At 69.3% G+C, this 18876-nt stretch carries 19 protein-coding genes; 14 read left to right on the forward strand and 5 right to left on the reverse strand.

Going from position 1 to position 18876, the window contains the following annotated elements; genetic code table 11:
• Positions 1-7: 7 nt before the first annotated feature.
• Genes RISW2_RS11545 through RISW2_RS11555 form a run of 3 tightly spaced genes read right to left on the reverse strand, consistent with a single transcriptional unit; the run spans position 8 to position 2048 of the window.
• Positions 8-814: an iron chelate uptake ABC transporter family permease subunit gene (locus tag RISW2_RS11545; protein WP_043771042.1), complete on the reverse strand. Its 807-nt coding sequence runs from the start codon at positions 812-814 to the stop codon at positions 8-10.
• Complete coding sequence (locus tag RISW2_RS11550; protein ID WP_043771045.1) at positions 811-1554, reverse strand: ATP-binding cassette domain-containing protein; 744 nt, start codon at positions 1552-1554, stop codon at positions 811-813. Before RISW2_RS11550 ends, RISW2_RS11545 begins: the two co-directional genes overlap by 4 nt.
• On the reverse strand, positions 1551-2048 hold the full coding sequence (locus tag RISW2_RS11555; protein WP_043771048.1) for a transcriptional repressor: 498 nt from the start codon (positions 2046-2048) through the stop codon (positions 1551-1553). The genes RISW2_RS11550 and RISW2_RS11555 overlap by 4 nt, the downstream gene beginning before the upstream one ends.
• Before the next feature lie 88 nt (positions 2049-2136).
• On the opposite strand from RISW2_RS11555, the gene RISW2_RS11560 reads away from it, so the two are divergent.
• Positions 2137-3141: a zinc ABC transporter substrate-binding protein gene (locus tag RISW2_RS11560; protein ID WP_043771054.1), complete on the forward strand. Its 1005-nt coding sequence runs from the start codon at positions 2137-2139 to the stop codon at positions 3139-3141.
• Between the two features lie 45 nt (positions 3142-3186).
• Here RISW2_RS11560 and RISW2_RS11565 read toward each other — a convergent pair whose 3' ends face one another.
• Positions 3187-4269: a Gfo/Idh/MocA family protein gene (locus RISW2_RS11565; protein WP_043771056.1), complete on the reverse strand. Its 1083-nt coding sequence runs from the start codon at positions 4267-4269 to the stop codon at positions 3187-3189.
• A 129-nt stretch (positions 4270-4398) separates the two neighbouring features.
• Between RISW2_RS11565 and RISW2_RS11570 the strand changes: the two genes are divergently transcribed.
• The 7 genes from RISW2_RS11570 to RISW2_RS11600 all read left to right on the forward strand — a co-directional run bounded on the left by RISW2_RS11570 (position 4399) and on the right by RISW2_RS11600 (position 11312).
• Positions 4399-5556: an LLM class flavin-dependent oxidoreductase gene (locus tag RISW2_RS11570; RefSeq protein WP_043771058.1), complete on the forward strand. Its 1158-nt coding sequence runs from the start codon at positions 4399-4401 to the stop codon at positions 5554-5556.
• Positions 5553-6449, forward strand: coding sequence for an aldo/keto reductase (locus RISW2_RS11575; protein WP_043771060.1), 897 nt, complete (start codon positions 5553-5555; stop codon positions 6447-6449). The genes RISW2_RS11570 and RISW2_RS11575 overlap by 4 nt, the downstream gene beginning before the upstream one ends.
• Before the next feature lie 19 nt (positions 6450-6468).
• A complete protein-coding gene (locus RISW2_RS11580) occupies positions 6469-6969 on the forward strand; it encodes a flavin reductase family protein (protein ID WP_211238695.1) in 501 nt (166 codons plus the stop codon).
• 90 nt (positions 6970-7059) lie between these two features.
• Positions 7060-7647, forward strand: coding sequence for a TRAP transporter small permease (locus RISW2_RS11585; protein WP_043771064.1), 588 nt, complete (start codon positions 7060-7062; stop codon positions 7645-7647).
• The gene (locus RISW2_RS11590; protein ID WP_043771070.1) at positions 7648-9111 is read left to right on the forward strand and encodes a TRAP transporter large permease; all 1464 of its coding nucleotides are present in this window, start codon (positions 7648-7650) and stop codon (positions 9109-9111) included.
• Between the two features lie 25 nt (positions 9112-9136).
• On the forward strand, positions 9137-10195 hold the full coding sequence (locus tag RISW2_RS11595; protein ID WP_043771073.1) for a TRAP transporter substrate-binding protein: 1059 nt from the start codon (positions 9137-9139) through the stop codon (positions 10193-10195).
• Between the two features lie 106 nt (positions 10196-10301).
• Positions 10302-11312, forward strand: a complete 1011-nt coding sequence (locus RISW2_RS11600; protein ID WP_043771076.1) for a YeiH family protein — start codon at positions 10302-10304, stop codon at positions 11310-11312.
• 10 nt (positions 11313-11322) lie between these two features.
• Here RISW2_RS11600 and hemN read toward each other — a convergent pair whose 3' ends face one another.
• Positions 11323-12681 carry an oxygen-independent coproporphyrinogen III oxidase gene (gene hemN / locus RISW2_RS11605; RefSeq protein ID WP_051491974.1) on the reverse strand — a complete coding sequence of 453 codons (1359 nt, stop codon included), beginning with the start codon at positions 12679-12681 and terminating at the stop codon, positions 11323-11325.
• Between the two features lie 89 nt (positions 12682-12770).
• Between hemN and fnrL the strand changes: the two genes are divergently transcribed.
• The 6 genes from fnrL (at position 12771) to ccoG (ending at position 18875) form a co-directional block, all read left to right on the forward strand.
• A complete protein-coding gene (gene fnrL, locus RISW2_RS11610) occupies positions 12771-13505 on the forward strand; it encodes a transcriptional regulator FnrL (RefSeq protein ID WP_043771079.1) in 735 nt (244 codons plus the stop codon).
• A 147-nt stretch (positions 13506-13652) separates the two neighbouring features.
• On the forward strand, positions 13653-15242 hold the full coding sequence (ccoN, locus tag RISW2_RS11615) for a cytochrome-c oxidase, cbb3-type subunit I (RefSeq protein WP_043771082.1): 1590 nt from the start codon (positions 13653-13655) through the stop codon (positions 15240-15242).
• 6 nt (positions 15243-15248) lie between these two features.
• Positions 15249-16067: a cytochrome-c oxidase, cbb3-type subunit II gene (gene ccoO, locus RISW2_RS11620; protein WP_084615361.1), complete on the forward strand. Its 819-nt coding sequence runs from the start codon at positions 15249-15251 to the stop codon at positions 16065-16067.
• A 10-nt stretch (positions 16068-16077) separates the two neighbouring features.
• Positions 16078-16269 (forward strand): CcoQ/FixQ family Cbb3-type cytochrome c oxidase assembly chaperone, encoded by a 192-nt coding sequence (locus RISW2_RS11625; RefSeq protein ID WP_043771086.1) that lies wholly within the window; start codon positions 16078-16080, stop codon positions 16267-16269.
• Complete coding sequence (ccoP, locus tag RISW2_RS11630; RefSeq protein ID WP_043771088.1) at positions 16266-17138, forward strand: cytochrome-c oxidase, cbb3-type subunit III; 873 nt, start codon at positions 16266-16268, stop codon at positions 17136-17138. The genes RISW2_RS11625 and ccoP overlap by 4 nt, the downstream gene beginning before the upstream one ends.
• A 210-nt stretch (positions 17139-17348) precedes the next feature.
• The gene (ccoG, locus tag RISW2_RS11635; protein WP_043771271.1) at positions 17349-18875 is read left to right on the forward strand and encodes a cytochrome c oxidase accessory protein CcoG; all 1527 of its coding nucleotides are present in this window, start codon (positions 17349-17351) and stop codon (positions 18873-18875) included.
• Position 18876: the final 1 nt, after the last annotated feature.

Below are 18876 nucleotides of genomic sequence, written 5' to 3' on the forward strand. Positions count from 1 at the left end.
GACCGCCTCAAGCCCGTACGCCCCGGCGCAGGAGGTCGGCCGCCATCGCCGCCCCGAACAGCAGCGCCGCCACGCAGACGATGGTGGGCCCCGCCGGCGTGTCGAGGTGCCATGCCGCGGCGAGCCCGCCCAGCGCCGAGAGCGCTCCGAGGATGGCCGCCGCAACCGCCATGCGCTCCGGCGTTCCGGCAAAGGTCCGGGCGGCCGCGGCCGGCACGATCAGCAGCGCCGCGATCAGCAGCACGCCCACCACCTTGATCGCGACCGCGACCACCGTGGCGAGCGCCAGCGTCAGCACCAGCTGTTCCCGCCGCGGGTCGATGCCCGAGGCCGCGGCGAGATCGGGGTTCAGCGTCGCCGTCAGGAGCGCCGACCAGCGCCATGCCACGAGCCCCGTAACCACTGCCGCGCCGCCCCAGATCACCGCGAGGTCGCCGCGCGACACCGCGAGGATGTCGCCGAAGAGGTAAGCCATCAGGTCCACGCGCACGCCGGGGAGGAAGGACACCGCCACGAGGCCGAAGGCGAGCGCAGAATGCGCGAGGACGCCGAGAAGCGTGTCCATGGCGAAGCCGCGGCCGGTCAGCGCCGATACCGTCAGAGCCATGACGAGCGCCATGGCGAGCGCGCCGGCGAAGACCGATACCGAGAGGGCCAGCGCGACCGCGACCCCCAGGATCGCCGCGTGCGCGGTCGCGTCGCCGAAATAGGCCATCCGCCGCCAGACGACGAAGCAGCCGAGCGGCGCCGCCGCCAGCGCCACGCCGACACCCGCGAGCGCCGCGCGCACGATGAAGTCGTCGAGGAAGGTCATTCGGCAGCCTCGTGACGGTGGGGATGGTCGTGGTCGTGCCGGTGGTCGTGATCGTGGCGGTAGAGCGCCAGCGCACCCTCAGTCCCGGTTCCAAAAAGCGCGCGGTATTCCGCGGCCTGCGCCACCACCTCCGGCGTGCCGTCGCAGCAGATGTGCCCGTTGAGGCAGATCACCCGGTCCGAGGCCGCCATCACCACGTGCAGCTCGTGGCTGACCATGAGGACAGCGCAGCCGATCTCGGCCCTGAGCGCGGCGATGAGCCGGTAGAACGCCGCCGATCCCGGCTGGTCGAGGCCCTGCGTCGCCTCGTCGAGGATCAGGAGCTCGGGGGTTCCGATGAGCGCGCGGGCGAGGAGGACGCGCTGGAACTGGCCGCCCGAAAGGTCGGTCATCTGCCGCGGGCCGAGCCCCGCCGCGCCGGCACGCGCGAGCGCGGCCTCGGCCGTCCCGGGGTCGACGCGGCGCGGCAGGCTCAGGAATCGCGAGACGCTCATGGGCAGGGTGGGGTCGATGTGCAGCCGCTGTGGCACGTAGCCGATGCGGAGCCCGCCCTTGCGGTCGATCCGGCCCGAGGACGGGGCGAGGGCCCCGATGATCGCGCGCAGGAGCGTGGACTTGCCCGACCCGTTCGGGCCGACGATGGTCACGATCTCGCCCGGCGCGAGGTCGAGGTCCACACCGTCGAGCACGGTGCGCCCGCCGAGCTTCACGTGCAGCCCGCGAATCGTGAGGAGGGTCATGCCTGCGCCTTCGCGGTCCGGTCCTCGCGGCAGGCCGGGCAGATGCCCTCGGCCTCGAGCACCGCGCGTTCGATGACGAAACCCGCGGCATCGGCGGACCGCGCGAGCCGTCCGTCGGCGAGGTCGGTCTCGGCCTCGGCCACGCGGTCGCAGACGCGGCAGATCAGGAAGGCGGGCGTGTGGTCCCGCCGCTGCGGGTGGGTGCAGGCGACGAACGCGTTCAGGTGCTCGATCCGGTGCGCGAAACCGTGCGTCACGAGGAAATCGAGCGCGCGGTAGGCCACGGGCGGCTGCGAGCCCAGCCCCTCCTCGCGCAGCACGTCGAGGATGTCGTAGGCCCCCATGGCGCGGTGGCGTTCGAGCAGGATCTCGAGCACGCGCCGGCGCACCGGGGTCAGCTGCAGGCCCGCCGCCGCGCAGTGCCGCTCGGCTGTGGCGACCCCCGTCGCGATGCAGGCGGCGTGGTCGTGTCGTTCGAAGCCGGTCGTCCGCATGCTGCGCTCCTTCGGTCGAGTGTCTCTTGATATGTTATCGCGTTACCTCTATCAAGCGGTCTATGTTATACTATTACAAGAGGTCAGGATGATCGGGAAACTGAGCGCCGGCGCGCTGCTGCTCGCCGGAACCGCCGCGATGGCCGAGGTGCCGCGCGTGGCGACCGACATCGCCCCCGTGCACGGGCTCGTGGCGCGGGTCATGCAGGGGCTGGGCACGCCCGAGCTGGTGGTGCCGCAGGGCGCATCGCCGCATGGATACGCGATGCGCGCCTCCGAGGCGCAGTCCCTCGACGATGCCGACATCGTGTTCTGGGTGGGCGAGGCGCTGACGCCGTGGCTGGCCGATCCGCTCGGGACCATCGCGCGCGACGCGCGGTCGGTGGAGCTGCTGGCGCTGCCCGAGACGGCCGTGCTCGACAGCCGCGAGGAGGCCGTGTTCGAGGCCGGTGCGGCCGAGGACGCGCACGATCACGAGGATCACGCCGAGCATGACCACGGCGACCATGACCACGAGGCGCACGCGGAACACGATCACGAGGCGCATGCCGGGCACGGGCACGAGGATCACGGCCATGCCCACGGCGGCACCGATCCGCATGCCTGGCTCGACCCCGACAACGCCAGGACCTGGCTCTCGGTGATCGCCGCATCGCTGTCGGATCTCGATCCCGAGAATGCCGACACCTACCGCGCCAATGCCGAGGCCGGCGTGGCGGAGATCGACGCGGCCGAGGACCGCGCTGCCGAGGCACTGTCCGGCGCGACCGACCGGCCCTTCGTGGTCTTCCACGATGCCTACCAGTACTTCGAGGCGCATTTCGGCCTTCCCGCGGCGGGCGCCATCTCGGTCAGCGACGCGAGCGATCCGAGCCCGCGGCGCGTGGCCGAGATCCGCGACGCGGTGGTCGATCGCGGCATCACCTGCGTCTTCGCCGAGCCGCAGTTCAACCCGGGGCTCGTGACGGCCATCGCGGGCGACGGGCTGTCCAGCGCCGTGATCGACCCGCTCGGCGCCAGGATCGAGCCCGGGCCGGGCTTCTATCCCGCGCTCATCGAGAAGATCGCCGACACCATCGCGACCTGCGGCTGAGCCCGCGCGATCCGGGGCGGCCCGAAGCGGCCCCGGATCGCGGCGTCAGAGCCGCACGACCTCGCCGGTCAGCGCCGATTGCTGCGCGGCGAGGCCCATGGCCACCGCCCGCGCACCGTCATCGAGGGTGACCTCGACCCGGCCCTTGCCGCGCACCACCTCGAGGAAGCGCTGGTGCTGGTAGAAGGTCGAGCCGTTGTGGTCGCCTGCCTCGAGAAGGTCCGGGTCGACCGGGACGTCCAGTTCCTGCTCGCCCCTGGGATTGCGCGGGCTGACCACGATCTTCGGCACCGGCGCGGGGCCGAGCGACTCGGGCCAGAAGCGGCCGGGCCCCGGCACGAGCGCCTCGATCTTGCCCTTGGGACCCATGGCGCTCAGGTGTTCCTGATAGCGCGCGCCCTCGGCGAACATGCACAATTCGAGCATCGCCCGCGCGCCCGAGGCGAAATCCACGATGACATAGCCGTTGTCCCAGATGTCGGGCCGCTTGCCGTCGTATTCCTCGGCCTGGTGGTTCACGTCCTGGGCGGCCGAGGCCATGATGCGCACGGGTTCCGATTTCAGGATCAGGCGCATGAGGTCGAAGAAGTGGCAGCACTTCTCGACCAGCGTGCCGCCCGACTGCGCGTTGAACCGGTTCCAGGCGCCCACCTTGTCGAGGAAGGGGAAACGGTGCTCGCGCACCGTCAGCATCCGGATGCCGCCGGTCGTGTCCTCGGCGCGGTCGATCATCATCGCGATGGGCGGCATGTAGCGGTATTCCATCGCGACCCAGATCGGCGCGGGATAGTCCGACGACAGCCGCTTCAGCCGGTCGGCCTGGTCGGGCGCGGTGAACAGCGGCTTTTCCACGAGGAGCGGCAGCGGACGCTGGCCGGCGACCTGTTCCATCTGGTCCACGTGGACGTGGTTGGGCGAGGCGATCAGCAGGCAGTCGAGCGCGTTGCGCTTCAGCATCTCGTCGACGGACCCGACCATCGCCGCCTCGGGGGCAAGCCGCGACGCCGCGCCTGCCATGAGCGGGTCGGGTTCGAGGATCGCCTCGACCCGTGCGTCGCCCAGCAGGCGGATGTTCCGGATGTGCTCCTGCCCCATCATCCCGGCGCCGATGATGCCGTAGTTGATCATGCCTCTCGGGCTCCTCGGTTCTGGCGGGGTGCGGCGGTCCGGCCCCGACTCGAAAGAATTGATACAGCATTGATGCACATCAAGGACGATGCTACGCAAGGGGCAATCCGACCGTGGAAAGAGATTCGCATGACCATCGTTCCCGTGACATCCGCCGATCTCGACGCCTACGAGGTGTCCTGGTTCGCGGCGCTGTGTTCCGACGACTACCAGTTCCTCGGCGTGCCCGAGGCGCGGCTCAAGTCGAGCTGGGAGCATTGCTCGGCGATCCTGAAGGAGGCGGAGGCGCAGGGCTTTCGCAACATCCTGTGCCCCTCGTCCTACCAGGTCGGGCAGGACGTCCTGTCCTTCGTGGCGGCGGGCGCGCAGGTGACATCGGACATCAACATGCTGGCGGCGATCCGCTGCGGCGAGCTGCACCCGATCATGCTGGCGCGCACGGTCGCGACCATCGACCACATGATGAAGGGCCGGCTGACGCTGAACGTCATCTCGTCGGACTTCCCCGGCGAGAAGGCCGAGAGCCGGTTCCGCTACCAGCGCTCGCGCGAGGTGGTCGAGATCCTCAAGCAGGCGTGGACGCGGGACCGGATCGATTACGAGGGCGAGGTCTACAGCTTCAAGAACCTCTGGACCGATCCCGCGAAGCCCTACCAGCAGAACGGCGGGCCGCTGCTCTATTTCGGCGGCTACTCGCCCGACGCGCTGGAGCTCTGCGGCCAGCACTGCGACGTCTACCTCATGTGGCCGGAACCCGAGGAGCAGATCGCCCAGCGGATGCGCGACGTGAACGCGGTCGCCGAACGCTACGGGCGGACGCTCGACTACGGCCTGCGCGTGCACATGATCGTGCGCGACACCGAGGCCGAGGCACGGGAATACGCCGACTACATCGTCTCGAAGCTCGATGACGAGCTCGGGCAGCTGATCCGAGAGCGCGCGCACGACGCCTCCTCCCTGGGCGTGAGCCACCAGGCTCGGGCGCGGGAGCTTGCGGACCAGTTCGGATACGTGGAGCCGGGCCTCTGGACCGGCATCGGCCGCGCGCGGTCGGGCTGCGGCGCGGCGCTGGTCGGCTCGGTGGACCAGGTGATGACGAAGATCGAGAAGTACCGCGAGATGGGCATCCGCGCCTTCATCTTCTCGGGCTATCCGCATCTCGACGAGTGCCGCCATTTCGGCGAGAAGGTGCTGCCGAACCTCAAGACCTGCTCGCTTCCGCACGAATACGGCCGCGTGCCGGCCGATCCCCCTGCGACCCCCCTCGGAGAAGGAGAGCGCACGTGACCGTTTCCCGCATCACGCTTGCCCAAGACCTCGAGTTCAGCCGCATCGTCTACGGCATGTGGCGCCTGTCGGACGACACCGACACGAGCCCCGAACATGTGCGCGCCAAGATCGAGGCCTGCCTCGAGCAGGGCATCACGACCATGGACCAGGCCGACATCTACGGCGGCTACGAGGCCGAGGAGGTCTTGGGCCGCGCGCTGAAGGGCACCGACCTGCGCGACCGGATCGAGATCGTCACCAAGTGCGACATCGTCGCGCCGGCCGGCCGCTACGCCGACCGCCGGGTGAAGCACTACGACACCTCGCGCGCGCACATCGAGGCGTCGATCGACCATTCGCTGCGGCTCATGGAGATCGAGCACATCGACCTCCTGCTGATCCACCGGCCCGACCCGATGATGGACCACCACGAGACCGGCGCGGCGCTCGATGCCGCGGTGGCGAGCGGCAAGGTCCGCCACGTGGGCGTGTCGAACTTCAAGCTGCACGACTGGACGCTCCTGCAATCGGCGATGAAGACGCCGCTCGTCACAAACCAGATCGAGCTGTCGCTGCTGGCGCCCGAGGGATTCGTGAACGGCGACGTGGCGTTCCTGCAGGAGCGCGGCATCCGGCCCATGGCATGGTCGCCGCTCGGCGGCGGCGCGCTGTTCCAGCCCGAGGCGGCGGCACTGCGCAACCGCATGGACCAGATCGCGGCGGACCACGGCGTCGACACGGCCGCCGTCGCGGTGGCGTGGCTCCTTGCCCACCCGGCCGCGATCCTGCCGGTGATGGGCACCAACACCATCGACCGCATCCGGGCGCTCGGAGCCGCGGAGCGGGTCAAGATCGACCGGCAGACGTGGTTCGAACTTTACACCCTTGCGCTCGGGCACGAGGTACCCTGACATGGACGGTGCGATGAGCATGAGCCAAGACACCTTTGAACCCGGTCCCGAGACCCAGCGCGCCTTCCGCGACGCGCTGGGACGTTTCGCGACGGGCGTCACGATCGTCACCACCCAGACCGCGGACGGACCGATCGCGATCACCGCGAACAGCTTCGCGTCGCTGTCGCTCGACCCGCCGCTGGTGCTGTGGTCGCCGGCCAAGGCGTCGAGCCGCTTCTCCTACTTCGCGGAGGCGGACCATTTCGCCATCCACGTCCTCGGCACGGACCAGGCGCAGCTCTGCGGCGAGGTCGCCCGGGACGGGCGGCGATTCCGGCCGGGCGACCTGACCGAGAACGACAAGGGCGTGCCGCTGATCGGCTCGGCGCTGGCCCATTTCGAATGCGCGCGCGAGGCGGTGCACGATGGCGGCGACCACGTCATCGTCGTCGGTCGGGTGGAGCGTGTCCGGATGCGCGACGGCGATCCGCTGCTGTTCCTTCAGGGGCGCTACGGCGCGTTCCGCGCGCTCGGTTGACGCGCCGGAGACCCGCGCCGACAGACGCGCGGGCGGGGAGGAGCGGCACCGGCGCCGCGGGGCCCGCGCCATGCGGGATGGGAGGAGAAGATGGGACTTGTCCGGGGGCTGCTCGTGCCTCTCGAATTCTGGAACGACTGGGTGCTCGCGCTCGGTCGGTGGCTGGCGCTCCTCGCGCTGGCCCTGATGGTGATCGTGACGCTGGCGCAGGTGTTCTTCCGCTACGTGCTGAACAACGCGCTGCCCTGGCCGGACGAGGCAGCACGGTTCCTCATGCTGTGGATGACCGGCCTTGCCGCGCCCACCGCGTTCCGCCGCGGCGGCTTTGTCGCCATCGACACGGTGGAACAGTTCCTGTCGCGCCAGGTCGCGCGCATCCTGACGCTCGTTCTGCTGGGGCTCTGCCTCACCGTGCTGGTGATCGGCGTGCAGCTGGGGCTCAAGCACGTGAATTCCGGCTGGCTCTTCAACTCGTCCTCGCTGCGCCTGCCCCTCGACCTTTTCGGGGGCGAAAGCGTGCGGATCAAGCTCGCGTGGATGTACATGTCGCTCTGGGTCGGCATGGGGCTCCTGCTCATCGTCAACATCGAGCTCATCCTGCGCCAGATCGTCCGGATCGCGGGCCAGGGCGACACGCTCAGGTCCGTCGGCGCCACCGACCTGCCGGAGGCCGAATAGATGCTCGTCTGGTTCCTGCCCGTCTTCCTCGTGTTCCTGATGATCGGCATGCCGGTCTTCTTCGCGCTGCTCTTCGCGCCCGGCGCGCTGCTGTGGCTGAACGGTCAGGAGCGCGACCTCGCGCTTCTCTACCGCAACCTCTACAACGGGATGGACAGCTTCCCGCTGATGGCGCTGCCGTTCTTCCTGCTCGCGGGCGAGATCATGAACCGCGGCGGCATCACCACGCGGCTCGTGGAGTTCAGCCAGGCCTTCATGGGCCACCTGCGGGGCGGGCTCGCCCACGTGAACATCCTGTCCTCGATCCTCTTCGCCGGCCTCTCGGGCTCCGCGGTGGCGGACACCTCGGCGCTCGGCTCGACCCTGATTCCCGCGATGGAGAAGCAGGGCTATACCCGCCGCTTCGCCGCCGCGATCACCGCGGCCTCGTCGGTGATCGGGCCGATCATCCCGCCCTCGGGGATCATGATCATCTACGCCTACGTGATGGGCCAGTCGGTCGCGGCCCTGTTCCTCGCCGGCATCGTGCCGGGCATCCTCGTGGGCATCGGGCTCATGCTCATGGTGCGCTTCCTCGCCGACCGCTACGACCTGCCCAAGGCCGAGCGCATCATCGAGAAGGGCGCGGCCATCAGCGACGTCGAGCACTGGGTCAGCTTCGTCCTGCTCCGGATGAACCTCGCGGGCCTGTTCTATCTGATCGCCTGGGCCGCAGGCACGGGCGGGCTCGCCGTCTATCTCGGCATGCTGGTCCCGGCGCATTTCCTGCTGATCTGGTACCGCGGTCGCGTCAGCGCCGATTTCCGCGTGGTCTGCAAGAAGGCCGTGGCGCCCCTGCAGACGCCCATCATCATCCTGGGCGGCATCCTGATCGGCGTCTTCACCCCGACCGAGGCCGCGGCCATCGCCGTGCTCTACGCGCTGATCGTGTCCTTCGGCGTGCTGCGGGTCATCACGGTCGCGGACCTGGCCGAGGTCCTGCGCCGCTCGGCCATCGCGTCGGCGACGGTTCTGCTGCTCGTCGGCGCCGCCGTCAGCTTCAAGACCGTGGTGTCGCTCAGCCACGCGCCCGAGATGCTGGCCGAGTTCATCCTCGGGCTGTCCGAGAACCCGCTGATCCTGCTCTTCCTCATCAACGTCCTGCTCTTCATCGTGGGCATGTTCCTCGATGCGGGGCCGGCGATCATCATCCTCGGGCCGATCCTCGGGCCGGTCTTCACCGGGCTCGGCGTCGATCCCGTGCACTTCGCCATCATCATGTCGGTGAACCTGACCGTCGGGCTCGCGACGCCGCCCATGGGGCTCGTGCTGTTCGTGGCCTCCTCGGTCTCGGGGGAGCGGGTCGAGACGATCAGCAAGGCGATCCTGCCGTTCCTCGCGGTGGAGGTGCTGGTGATCTTCCTGATCACCTATTTCCCCGCGATTTCCTTGACGATCCCGCGGCTCGCGGGCTTCGCGAACTGATCTCAGCACCACAGGGAGGTATCTGATGCTGAAACGAACCCTCACGGCCCTGACTGCCGCGGCGCTGCTCGCCGCACCGGGGGCCGCGCTGGCGCAGGAATACACCATCCGCGCCACCGCCAACTCGAACGAGAGCGACGAGGACTACGACGGGCTCGTGGTCTTCAAGAACTACGTCGAACAGGCGTCGAACGGCGCGATCGAGGTCGAGCTCTTCATCGGCACGCAGCTCTGCTCGAACGGGGCGGAATGCCTGCAGGGCATCGCCGACGGGTCGATCGACGTGTTCGTGACCACCTCGGGCGGCGCCGCCGGCATCTTTCCCTACGTGCAGGTGTTCGACCTGCCCTACCTGATGCGGTCCGACCGCGTGGCCGAGGCGGTGCTGACCGATACCGACTTCACCCGCACGCTGCGCGACCTCGCGCTCGAGGCCTCGGGCGACACGATCCGCATCATGACCATCGGCAATACCGGCGGCTGGCGCAACTTCGCCAACACGCAGAAGCGCATCGCCGGTCCCGCCGACCTCGAGGGCATGAAGATGCGCACCGTGGTCGCCGACCTGCCGCAGGAGCTGGTCAAGACGCTCGGCGGCTCGCCGACGCCGATTCCGTGGCCCGAGCTCTTCACCTCGCTGCAGACCGGCGTGGTGGACGGCACCAAGAACGGCATCACCGACATCATGAACATGAAGTTCCCCGATGCCGGGCTGAAATACCTGACGCTCGACGGGCACGCCTACATGGCCGCCATCTGGGTCATGAACAACGAGAAGTTCATGTCGATGCCCGAGGACATGCGCCGCGTGGTCGTCAACGGCTTCAAGGAGCTGCAGCAGGCCACCTTCGCTTCGCCCAAGCGCAAGTCGATCGCGGCCTACGAGGAATTCGCGGCCGCGGGCGGCGAGGTCTACGTGCCCACGCCCGAGGAACGGCAGGCGTTCCAGGACGCCGCGGCGCCGGTCTACGACTGGTTCGCATCGAACGTCGACAACGGCGAGGAGGTGCTTCAGGCGCTGCGTGACGCGGTCGCTCAGGTCGAGGAGACCATCGACGCCGACATCGCGGCCGACATCCAGTAAGCCGTTCGCGCCGCGGCGGCACCCGTCGCCGCGGCGCCCTCCCCGGGTCCCCTTCCACTTTCGAACGCCCACCTCGCCGGACCGACCGGACGACGGAGTCTTGCCGATGACCGACCTGCTGCACCCCGCCGCGCTGCGCGCCGCCGCCGACCGGCTGTTTCCCGGGATCGCGGTCGCGGGGCTCGTCGCGGTCTGCGCGCAGTTCCTGTCGGAACATTACGGCGCGCCGGCGATGCTCATGGCGATCCTGCTCGGCATCGCGCTGCACTTCCTGTCCGAGGAGGGACGCTGCGTCGAGGGAATCGACGTGTCGGCCAAGAAGATCCTGCGCATCGGCGTGGCGCTGCTCGGCGTGCGCATTTCGCTCGAGCTGCTGGCGGGGCTCGGGCCGGCCTTCGTCGCGCTGACGGTGCTGGGCGTCGCCGCGACCATCGGGGTCGCGCTGCTGGTCTCGCCGCTGTTCGGCCGCGGACGCCGCTTCGCCTTTCTCACCGGCGGCTCGGTCGCCATCTGCGGCGCGTCGGCGGCCATGGCGATCTCGGCGGTGCTGCCGCGCAACGACCGCTCGGAACAGGACCTCGTGTTCACAGTGGTGGGGGTCACGGTGCTGTCGACCGCGGCAATGATCGTCTACCCCATCGTCGCCGCGCAGGCCGGGCTCGACCCGGTGGTGACCGGGGTCTTCCTCGGCGGCACCATCCACGACGTGGCGCAGGTGGTCGGCGCCGGCTATTCGGTGTCCGAGGAAACCGGCGACGTGGCGACCCTGGTCAAGCTGATCCGCGTCAGCCTGCTCGCGCCCGTGGTGCTGATCGCCGCCATGGTGCTGCGGGCACAGGGGGCGACCGGCGCGCAGCGCCCGCCGCTCCTTCCGGGTTTCGTGGTGGGCTTCCTCGTCCTCGCCGCGCTCAATTCGATGCACCTGATCCCGGCCGCGCTGATCGACGCGGCGAACGCGGTGTCCCGCTGGGCGCTGCTGACCGCGATCGCCGCCGTGGGCATGAAGACCTCGATCCCGAACCTGCTGAAGGTCGGGCGCACGGCGATCCTGATGCTGGTGGCCGAGACGCTGTTCCTCGCGACGCTCGTGCTCGGGGGCGCGGCGCTCCTCGCCTGATGCGCCCGTTTCAGATCGCCCGGCTGTAGGCCGCCTCCTTCTGCGCCAGGAAGGTGTCGAACTCGGCGCAAACGAGCCGCGCGAACCGCCCGTCCGACGCGGTCAGCCGCAGGTGCCCGGCCTCGACTGCGACCTCCGGCCCGAACCTCTCGAGGATCCGCTCGAGCGTGGCGTGGAAGGCGGCGAGCGTCATGCCGTGCGCCGCCGCGATCCCGCCCACGTCGGCGGCGAAGTCGCACATCAGGCGGTCGATGATCTCGCCCCGGCAGCGGTCCTCGGAGGAGAGCGCGTAACCCCGCACCGAGGCCAAGCGTCCCTCGTCGATCCGCGCGGCCCAGGCGCCGCTTGCCGGCGCGTTCTGCACGTGACCCTGGGGAAAACGCGAGATCGCGGATGCCCCGAAGCCGAGCAGCACGCGTGCGTCGTCGGTGGTGTAGCCCTGGAAGTTCCGGCGCAGCCTGCCGGCCTGCGCCGCCAGCGCGAGCGTGTCGCCCGGCCGCGCGAAATGGTCGATGCCTGCCGGCACATAGCCGGCCCAGAGCAGGAGCCGCCGGGCCAGCTCGAACAGCGCCAGCCGTTCCGCGGGGCCCGGCAGCGCATCCTGCGGGATCAGCCGCTGGCGCCGCGCCATCTGCGGCACGTGCGCGTAGCCGTAGATCGCCACGCGGTCCGGGACCAGCTCGTCGACATGCGCGAGGGTCGCGCGCAGCGACGCGGCATCCTGGTGCGGCAGGCCGTAGATCAGGTCGACGTTCAGCGACCGCGCCCCTCGCGCGCGAAGACCCTCGGCGGCGGCGCGCGTCGCCTCGAAGCTCTGCGGCCGCCCGATCGCGGATTGCACCGCGTCCGCGAAATCCTGCACCCCGATCGAGGCCCGCGTGAGGCCGATCGACGCCAGCGCGTCGAGCCGGCGTTCGTCGAGCTCCATCGGATCGACCTCGACCGAGACCTCGGCGTCGGGCAGCACGTCGAAGGACGACCGGAGCGCCGCGTCGATGGCGCGCAGCAGGTGCGGCGGCAGGATCGTGGGCGTGCCGCCCCCGAAATGCACGGCCGAGGCCGGCTGCGGGTGCCGCAGCAGCGCCGCGACGCGCCGGATCTCGGTCACGAGGCGCTTCACGTAGGCATCGAGCGGCGCGTCGGTGCGCGTGCCCTGCGTGCGGCAGGCGCAGAAATGGCAGAGCCGCCGGCAGAACGGGATGTGCAGGTAGATCGACACCGGGCGGTCAGGATCGACCGAGGCGATCCAGCGCGCGTGCCGGTCGGGTCCGACCTCCGGGGTGAAGTGGTTGGCAGGCGGGTAACTCGTGTACCGCGGCACGGAGGCGCGGGCGAGCAGCGAGTCGGCGGGAGATGGCGATCTGGTCATGACGCGAAGGGTGACCATCCCGGATCTCTTTCGCATTGACGCAGATCAACATCAGAATTGTAATGGGACAGAACAATTCTGGAATCGTCATGCCGCTTGCCCCCGTCCAAGAGACCTGCGCGGGCTGCCCCATCCGGCATCGTGCCGTCTGCGCCCACTGCGAGCCGCAGGAACTGGAGCGTCTCGAGCGCATAAAGTCCTATGCGGACATCGCCGCCGGCGCGCCGATCTTCTTTGCCGGCGAGCCGATGCGCCACGTGGCGTCGGTCGTGTCCGGCGCGGCCATCCTGTCGCGCACGCTCGAGGACGGCCGCCGCCAGATCAACGGCCTGATGCTGCCCTCGGATTTCATCGGCCGGCCCTGGCGCGAGACGATCCCCTTCGACGTGACCGCGGCGTCCCCGGTGCGGCTCTGCCGGTTCGAGCGCATCGCCTTCGAGAAGATCCTGGGCGACACGCCGCACGTGTCCGAACGGCTCCTGTCGATGACGCTCGACGATCTCGACGCCGCGCGGGACTGGGCCGTGGTGCTGGGGCGGATGGCCGCGCGCGAGCGCATCTCGGCCTTCCTGCTGATCCTCGCGCGCAGGCTCGGCCGCACCGACCGGCACGACCCGTCGCGCGTGACATTCTCGCTGCCGCTGACGCGCGAGGCGATCGCGGACCTCCTCGGGCTCACGCTCGAGACCGCGAGCCGGCAGATGTCGGCGCTGCGCCGCGACGGCGTGATCGAGACCGAAGGCAGGTCCACGGTGATCGTGCCCGACCTCGCGCGCCTGCAGGAAGAGGCGCAGGACGACGACGACGGCACCGGCCTGACCTGAGAAACCGCCTGCGGCGCCCTGCCGCAGCCGCACGCGGAGGCCCGTCCGCGGCCTTGATCCACGTCAAGGACCGCACCCCCCAGACCATGTGATCCGGACTTCGGAAGAACGGCCCACGCGGCCGGCACGCCCGAATCGGAGACCGGTATGGATTACCTAAAGCTTATCGTGCTGGGGCTCGTGGCGCTCTTCGCCGCCATGGCGGCGAACTGGGCGCACGACCTCGCGTATCAGGTCCACGCGATCCTGATCCTGCTCATCGCGGGCGGACTGTTCCTGTGGCAGCTCCGCCAGACCGACGAGACGAAACCCGTCCCGGACATGTCCGGCTACCTCGACGGCCCGATCCGCGCCGGCGTCATCGCCACGGCGTTCTGGGGCATCGCGGGCTTCCTCGTCGGCACCTTCATCGCCTTCCAGCTGGCCTTTCCGGAGCTGAACTTCGACTGGTCCGAGGGCTACCTGAACTTCGGCCGGCTCCGGCCCCTGCACACCTCGGCGGTGATCTTCGCCTTCGGGGGCAACGCGCTGCTGGCGACGTCGCTCTACGTGGTGCAGCGCACCTCGGGCGCGCGGCTCTGGGGCGGGAACGCGGCGTGGTTCGTGTTCTGGGGCTACCAGCTCTTCATCGTGCTGGCGGCGACAGGCTACCTGCTCGGCGCGACGCAGTCCAAGGAATATGCCGAGCCCGAATGGTACGTCGACCTGTGGCTGACCATCGTCTGGCTGGTCTACCTGGCGATCTACCTCGGCACGCTGATGCGCCGGAAAGAGCCGCACATCTACGTCGCCAACTGGTTCTTCCTGGCCTTCATCGTGACGGTCGCGATGCTGCACGTGGTCAACAACCTGTCGCTGCCGGTGTCGATCTGGGGCTCGCGGTCGGTGCAGGTCTTCGCCGGCGTGCAGGACGCCATGACCCAGTGGTGGTACGGGCACAACGCGGTCGGCTTCTTCCTGACCGCGGGCTTCCTCGGGATGATGTACTACTTCGTGCCGAAACAGGCGGGACGGCCGGTCTACAGCTACAAGCTGTCGATCATCCACTTCTGGGCGCTGATCTTTCTCTACATCTGGGCCGGCCCGCACCATCTGCACTACACCGCCCTGCCCGACTGGGCCGCGACGCTCGGCATGGTGTTCTCGGTCATCCTGTGGATGCCGTCCTGGGGCGGCATGATCAACGGGCTCATGACCCTCGAGGGCGCGTGGGACAAGATCCGCACCGACCCGATCATCCGGATGTTCGTGGCCAGCCTCGCCTTCTACGGCATGTCAACCTTCGAGGGTCCGATGATGTCGATCCGCGCGGTCAACTCGCTGTCGCACTACACCGACTGGACGATCGGGCACGTCCATTCCGGCGCGCTCGGCTGGAACGGGCTCATCACCTTCGGCTGCCTCTACTTCCTGACACCCAAGCTGTGGGGCCGGATGCAGATGCACTCGGTCCGCGCGATCAACCTGCACTTCTGGCTCGCGACCGTGGGGATCGTGCTCTACGCGGCCTCGATGTGGGTGACCGGCATCATGGAAGGCCTGATGTGGCGCGAGGTCGACGCCAACGGCTTCCTCGTCAACTCGTTCGCCGACACCGTCGCCGCGAAGTTCCCGATGTACGTGGTGCGCGGGACCGGCGGTGTCCTCTACCTCACCGGCGCGCTGGTGATGGCCTGGAACATGTGGATGACCATCCGCGCGCCCCAGCCCAGCGCCCGCACCGTTCCCGCGGAGTGACAAGACATGACCAAGGACAACGACAGGATTCCCTCCGCCAAGGACGACCCCGAGGTGGTCCGGCCGGGTGACGGCGGCCTCCCGAACGAGCTGCCGCACCACACCCGGCTGATCGACAGGCACGCGGTTCTCGAGAAGAACGCGACCCTGCTGCTGGTGTTCTCGTTCCTCGTGGTGACCATCGGCGGCATCGTCGAGATCGCGCCGCTGTTTTGGATCGAGAACACGGTCGAGAAGGTGGAGGGCATGCGTCCCTATTCGCCGCTCGAACTCGCGGGCCGCGAGATATACGTCCGCGAGGGCTGCTATGTCTGCCACAGCCAGATGATCCGGCCGATGCGGGACGAGGTCGAACGCTACGGTCACTACTCGCTGGCGGCGGAATCCATGTACGACCACCCCTTCCAGTGGGGCTCGAAGCGGACGGGGCCCGACCTTGCCCGCGTGGGCGGGCGGTATTCCGACGAATGGCACGTCGACCACCTGGTCGACCCGCAATCGGTCGTGCCGGAATCGATCATGCCCAAATATGACTTCCTCGGGCGGGCGACGATCGACGGGGCGCGGATCGCCGACCTGATGGCGACGCACCGGGCGGTCGGGGTGCCCTATACCGACGACATGATCGCCCAGGCGCGCGCCGATTTCACCGTGCAGGCCGATCCGGACGGCGACTGGGAGGCGCTGGTGGAACGCTATCCCGGCGCGCAGACCCGCAACTTCGACGGCGACCCCGCGCTGACCGAGATGGACGCGCTGATCGCCTACCTGCAGATGCTCGGCACGCTGGTCGATTTCTCGACCTTCGAAGCCGACGCCGGCTGAGGAGCCCGCCATGGACACCTATTCCGTCCTTCGGCACTTCGCCGACAGCTGGATGCTGCTGGCGATGCTGCTGTTCTTCATTGGCGTCTGCATCCGGGCCTTCCTGCCCCGGATGCGCGCCGCCCACGCGGAGGCCGCAAGCGTGATCTTCCGCAACGACGCGCCCCGGCGCGCCCAGCCCGACGAAAGGTCCGAGAGATGACCGCGAGGAAGAAAGACGACGTCACCGGGGTCGAGACCACGGGCCACACCTGGGACGGCATCGAGGAACTGAACAATCCCCTGCCCCGCTGGTGGCTCTGGACGTTCTACGCGACGATCGGATGGGGGATCGTCTACACGATCCTGTTCCCGGCGTGGCCGCTCGTGAACTCCGCCACCGCGGGGATGCTCGGCTGGTCCACCCGGGACCAGGTGGCCCGGCACATCGCCGCGGTCGAGGAGGCAAATGCCGGGGTCGAGGCGCAGCTGGTGGCGGCCGATCTCGGGGCGATCCGCGAGGACGACGCGCTCTATTCCTACGCGGTGAACGCGGGCGCGGCGGTGTTCCGCACCAACTGCTCGCAATGCCACGGATCGGGCGCGGCGGGAGCCGTGGGCTACCCGAACCTTCTCGACGATGCCTGGCTCTGGGGCGGCACGCTCGACGACATCGCCCACACCGTGCGCCACGGCGTGCGCAACGAGGACGATCCCGACGCGCGCTGGTCGCAGATGCCCGCCTTCGGCGAGATGCTGGACCCGGACGAGATCGCGCTGCTCGTGGCGCACGTGCAGGGCCTCGCGTCGGGCGGCGACCCGCTGGCCGGGGCGGGTGGCGCGCTGTTCGAGGCGAACTGCGCCTCCTGCCACGGCGAGGACGGGCGCGGCATGCGCGAGATGGGCGCCCCGAACCTCACCGACGCGATCTGGCTCTACGGCGGCGACGAGGCTGCGCTGACCGAGACCATCACCAATGCACGGTTCGGCGTGATGCCGGCGTGGGGCGCCCGGCTGAACGAGGCCGAGGTCCGCGCGGTCGCGACCTACGTGCATCAGCTCGGCGGCGGAGAGGAGCCGTCCGCCGAGTAGGGGTCCGGGCACCGGATCTCTGTTCGCGCTGTTGGTCTCCGGTGCCCGGTCAGGGGCGCGCCCGAAACGGCGCGCCCCGCTTGCGTCCGGGGGGTGCGACAGTCCGGCGCGGCCGGGCGCCGCACACCTTGATCCACGTCAATGAGCCGCAACTCCCCGGCGCGTAAGGAGGATGCGCGAACAGACACCCTCCGACGGGGCCTACCCATGATGACCGATTCCTCGCTCTACGCTGCCCGCGTGCCGATCTTTCCGCGGCGCGTGTCGGGACGTTTCCGCACGCTCAAATGGGCGATCATGATCGTCACGCTCGGGATCTACTACGTCACGCCGTGGATCCGCTGGGACCGCGGTCCGGCGCTTCCCGACCAGGCGGTGCTCGTCGATCTCGCCAACCGGCGGTTCTACTTCTTCTGGATCGAGATCTGGAGCCACGAGTTCTACTTCGTCGCGGGGCTCCTGATCATGGCGGGGCTCGGGCTGTTCCTGTTCACCTCGGCGCTCGGGCGCGTCTGGTGCGGCTATGCCTGCCCGCAGACCGTCTGGACCGATCTCTTCCTCGTGGTGGAGCGCTGGATCGAGGGCGACCGCAACGCCCGCCTTCGCCTGCACGAGGCGCCGTGGTCCGCACGCAAGCTGCGGCTGCGGGCGTCGAAATGGGCCGCCTGGCTCCTGATCTCGGTCGCGACGGGCGGCGCCTGGGTGTTCTACTTCACCGACGCGCCGACGCTCCTGCGCGACCTGCTGACGGTCTCGGCCCACCCGGCCGCCTACACGACCATCGCCATCCTGACCGCGACCACCTTCGTCTTTGGCGGCTTCATGCGCGAACAGGTCTGCATCTACATGTGCCCTTGGCCCCGCATCCAGGGCGCGATGATGGAGGAGGACACGCTGACCGTCGCCTACCGCGACTGGCGCGGAGAGCCGCGCGGCAAGGGCCTGCGCCGCAGGCAGGCGGAGGAGGCACAGGCCGCGATCACCCGCGCCGCGGGCCCGCAGATCGGCGGCCGGGCCCCCGCGATCCCGATGCCTGGACTGTCGGGCGCCCGCTCCGGCGCGGCGCGGCAGGACGGGCCCGGCGACTGCATCGACTGCAATGCCTGCGTGAACGTCTGCCCCATGGGAATCGACATCCGCGACGGCCAGCAGCTGGCCTGCATCACCTGCGCGCTCTGCATCGACGCCTGCGACGAGGTGATGGCCAAGATCGGCAAGCCGCGCGGGCTGATCGGCTACCTCGCGCTGTCGGATGCCCCGCGCGAGGCGGCGGGCGGCAGACCGAGAGGCGCCTGGGCCCACGTGTTCCGCCCGCGCAACGTGCTCTATTTCTCGCTCTGGGCGGCGATCGGGATGGCGCTGGTGTTCGCGCTGTTCATCCGGCCCGAGATCGAGATGACCGTGGCGCCGGTGCGCAACCCGACCTTCGTGACGCTGTCGGACGGGACCATCCGCAACACCTACGACATCCGCCTGCGCAACAAGCACGGAGAGCCCAGGGCATTCCGCCTGTCGCTGACCTCGGGCTCCGTGCTCGCCATCGCGCTCGAGGGCACCGAGGACCTCGTCACCGAGATTCCCGCCAACGCGCAGAAGCTGCAGCGCGTCTACGTGAGCGCCCGGCCCGGGGGTCCGGCCGCGGCGCGCGCCGAGACGGCGTTGCGGTTCTGGGCCGAGGACCTCGCCTCCGGCGACCGCGCACACAAGGACAGCGTCTTCAACGGACGGGAGGACTGAC

Origin of the sequence: Roseivivax isoporae LMG 25204 (assembly GCF_000521865.1) — a bacterium.
Taxonomy (GTDB): Bacteria; Pseudomonadota; Alphaproteobacteria; order Rhodobacterales; family Rhodobacteraceae; genus Roseivivax; species Roseivivax isoporae.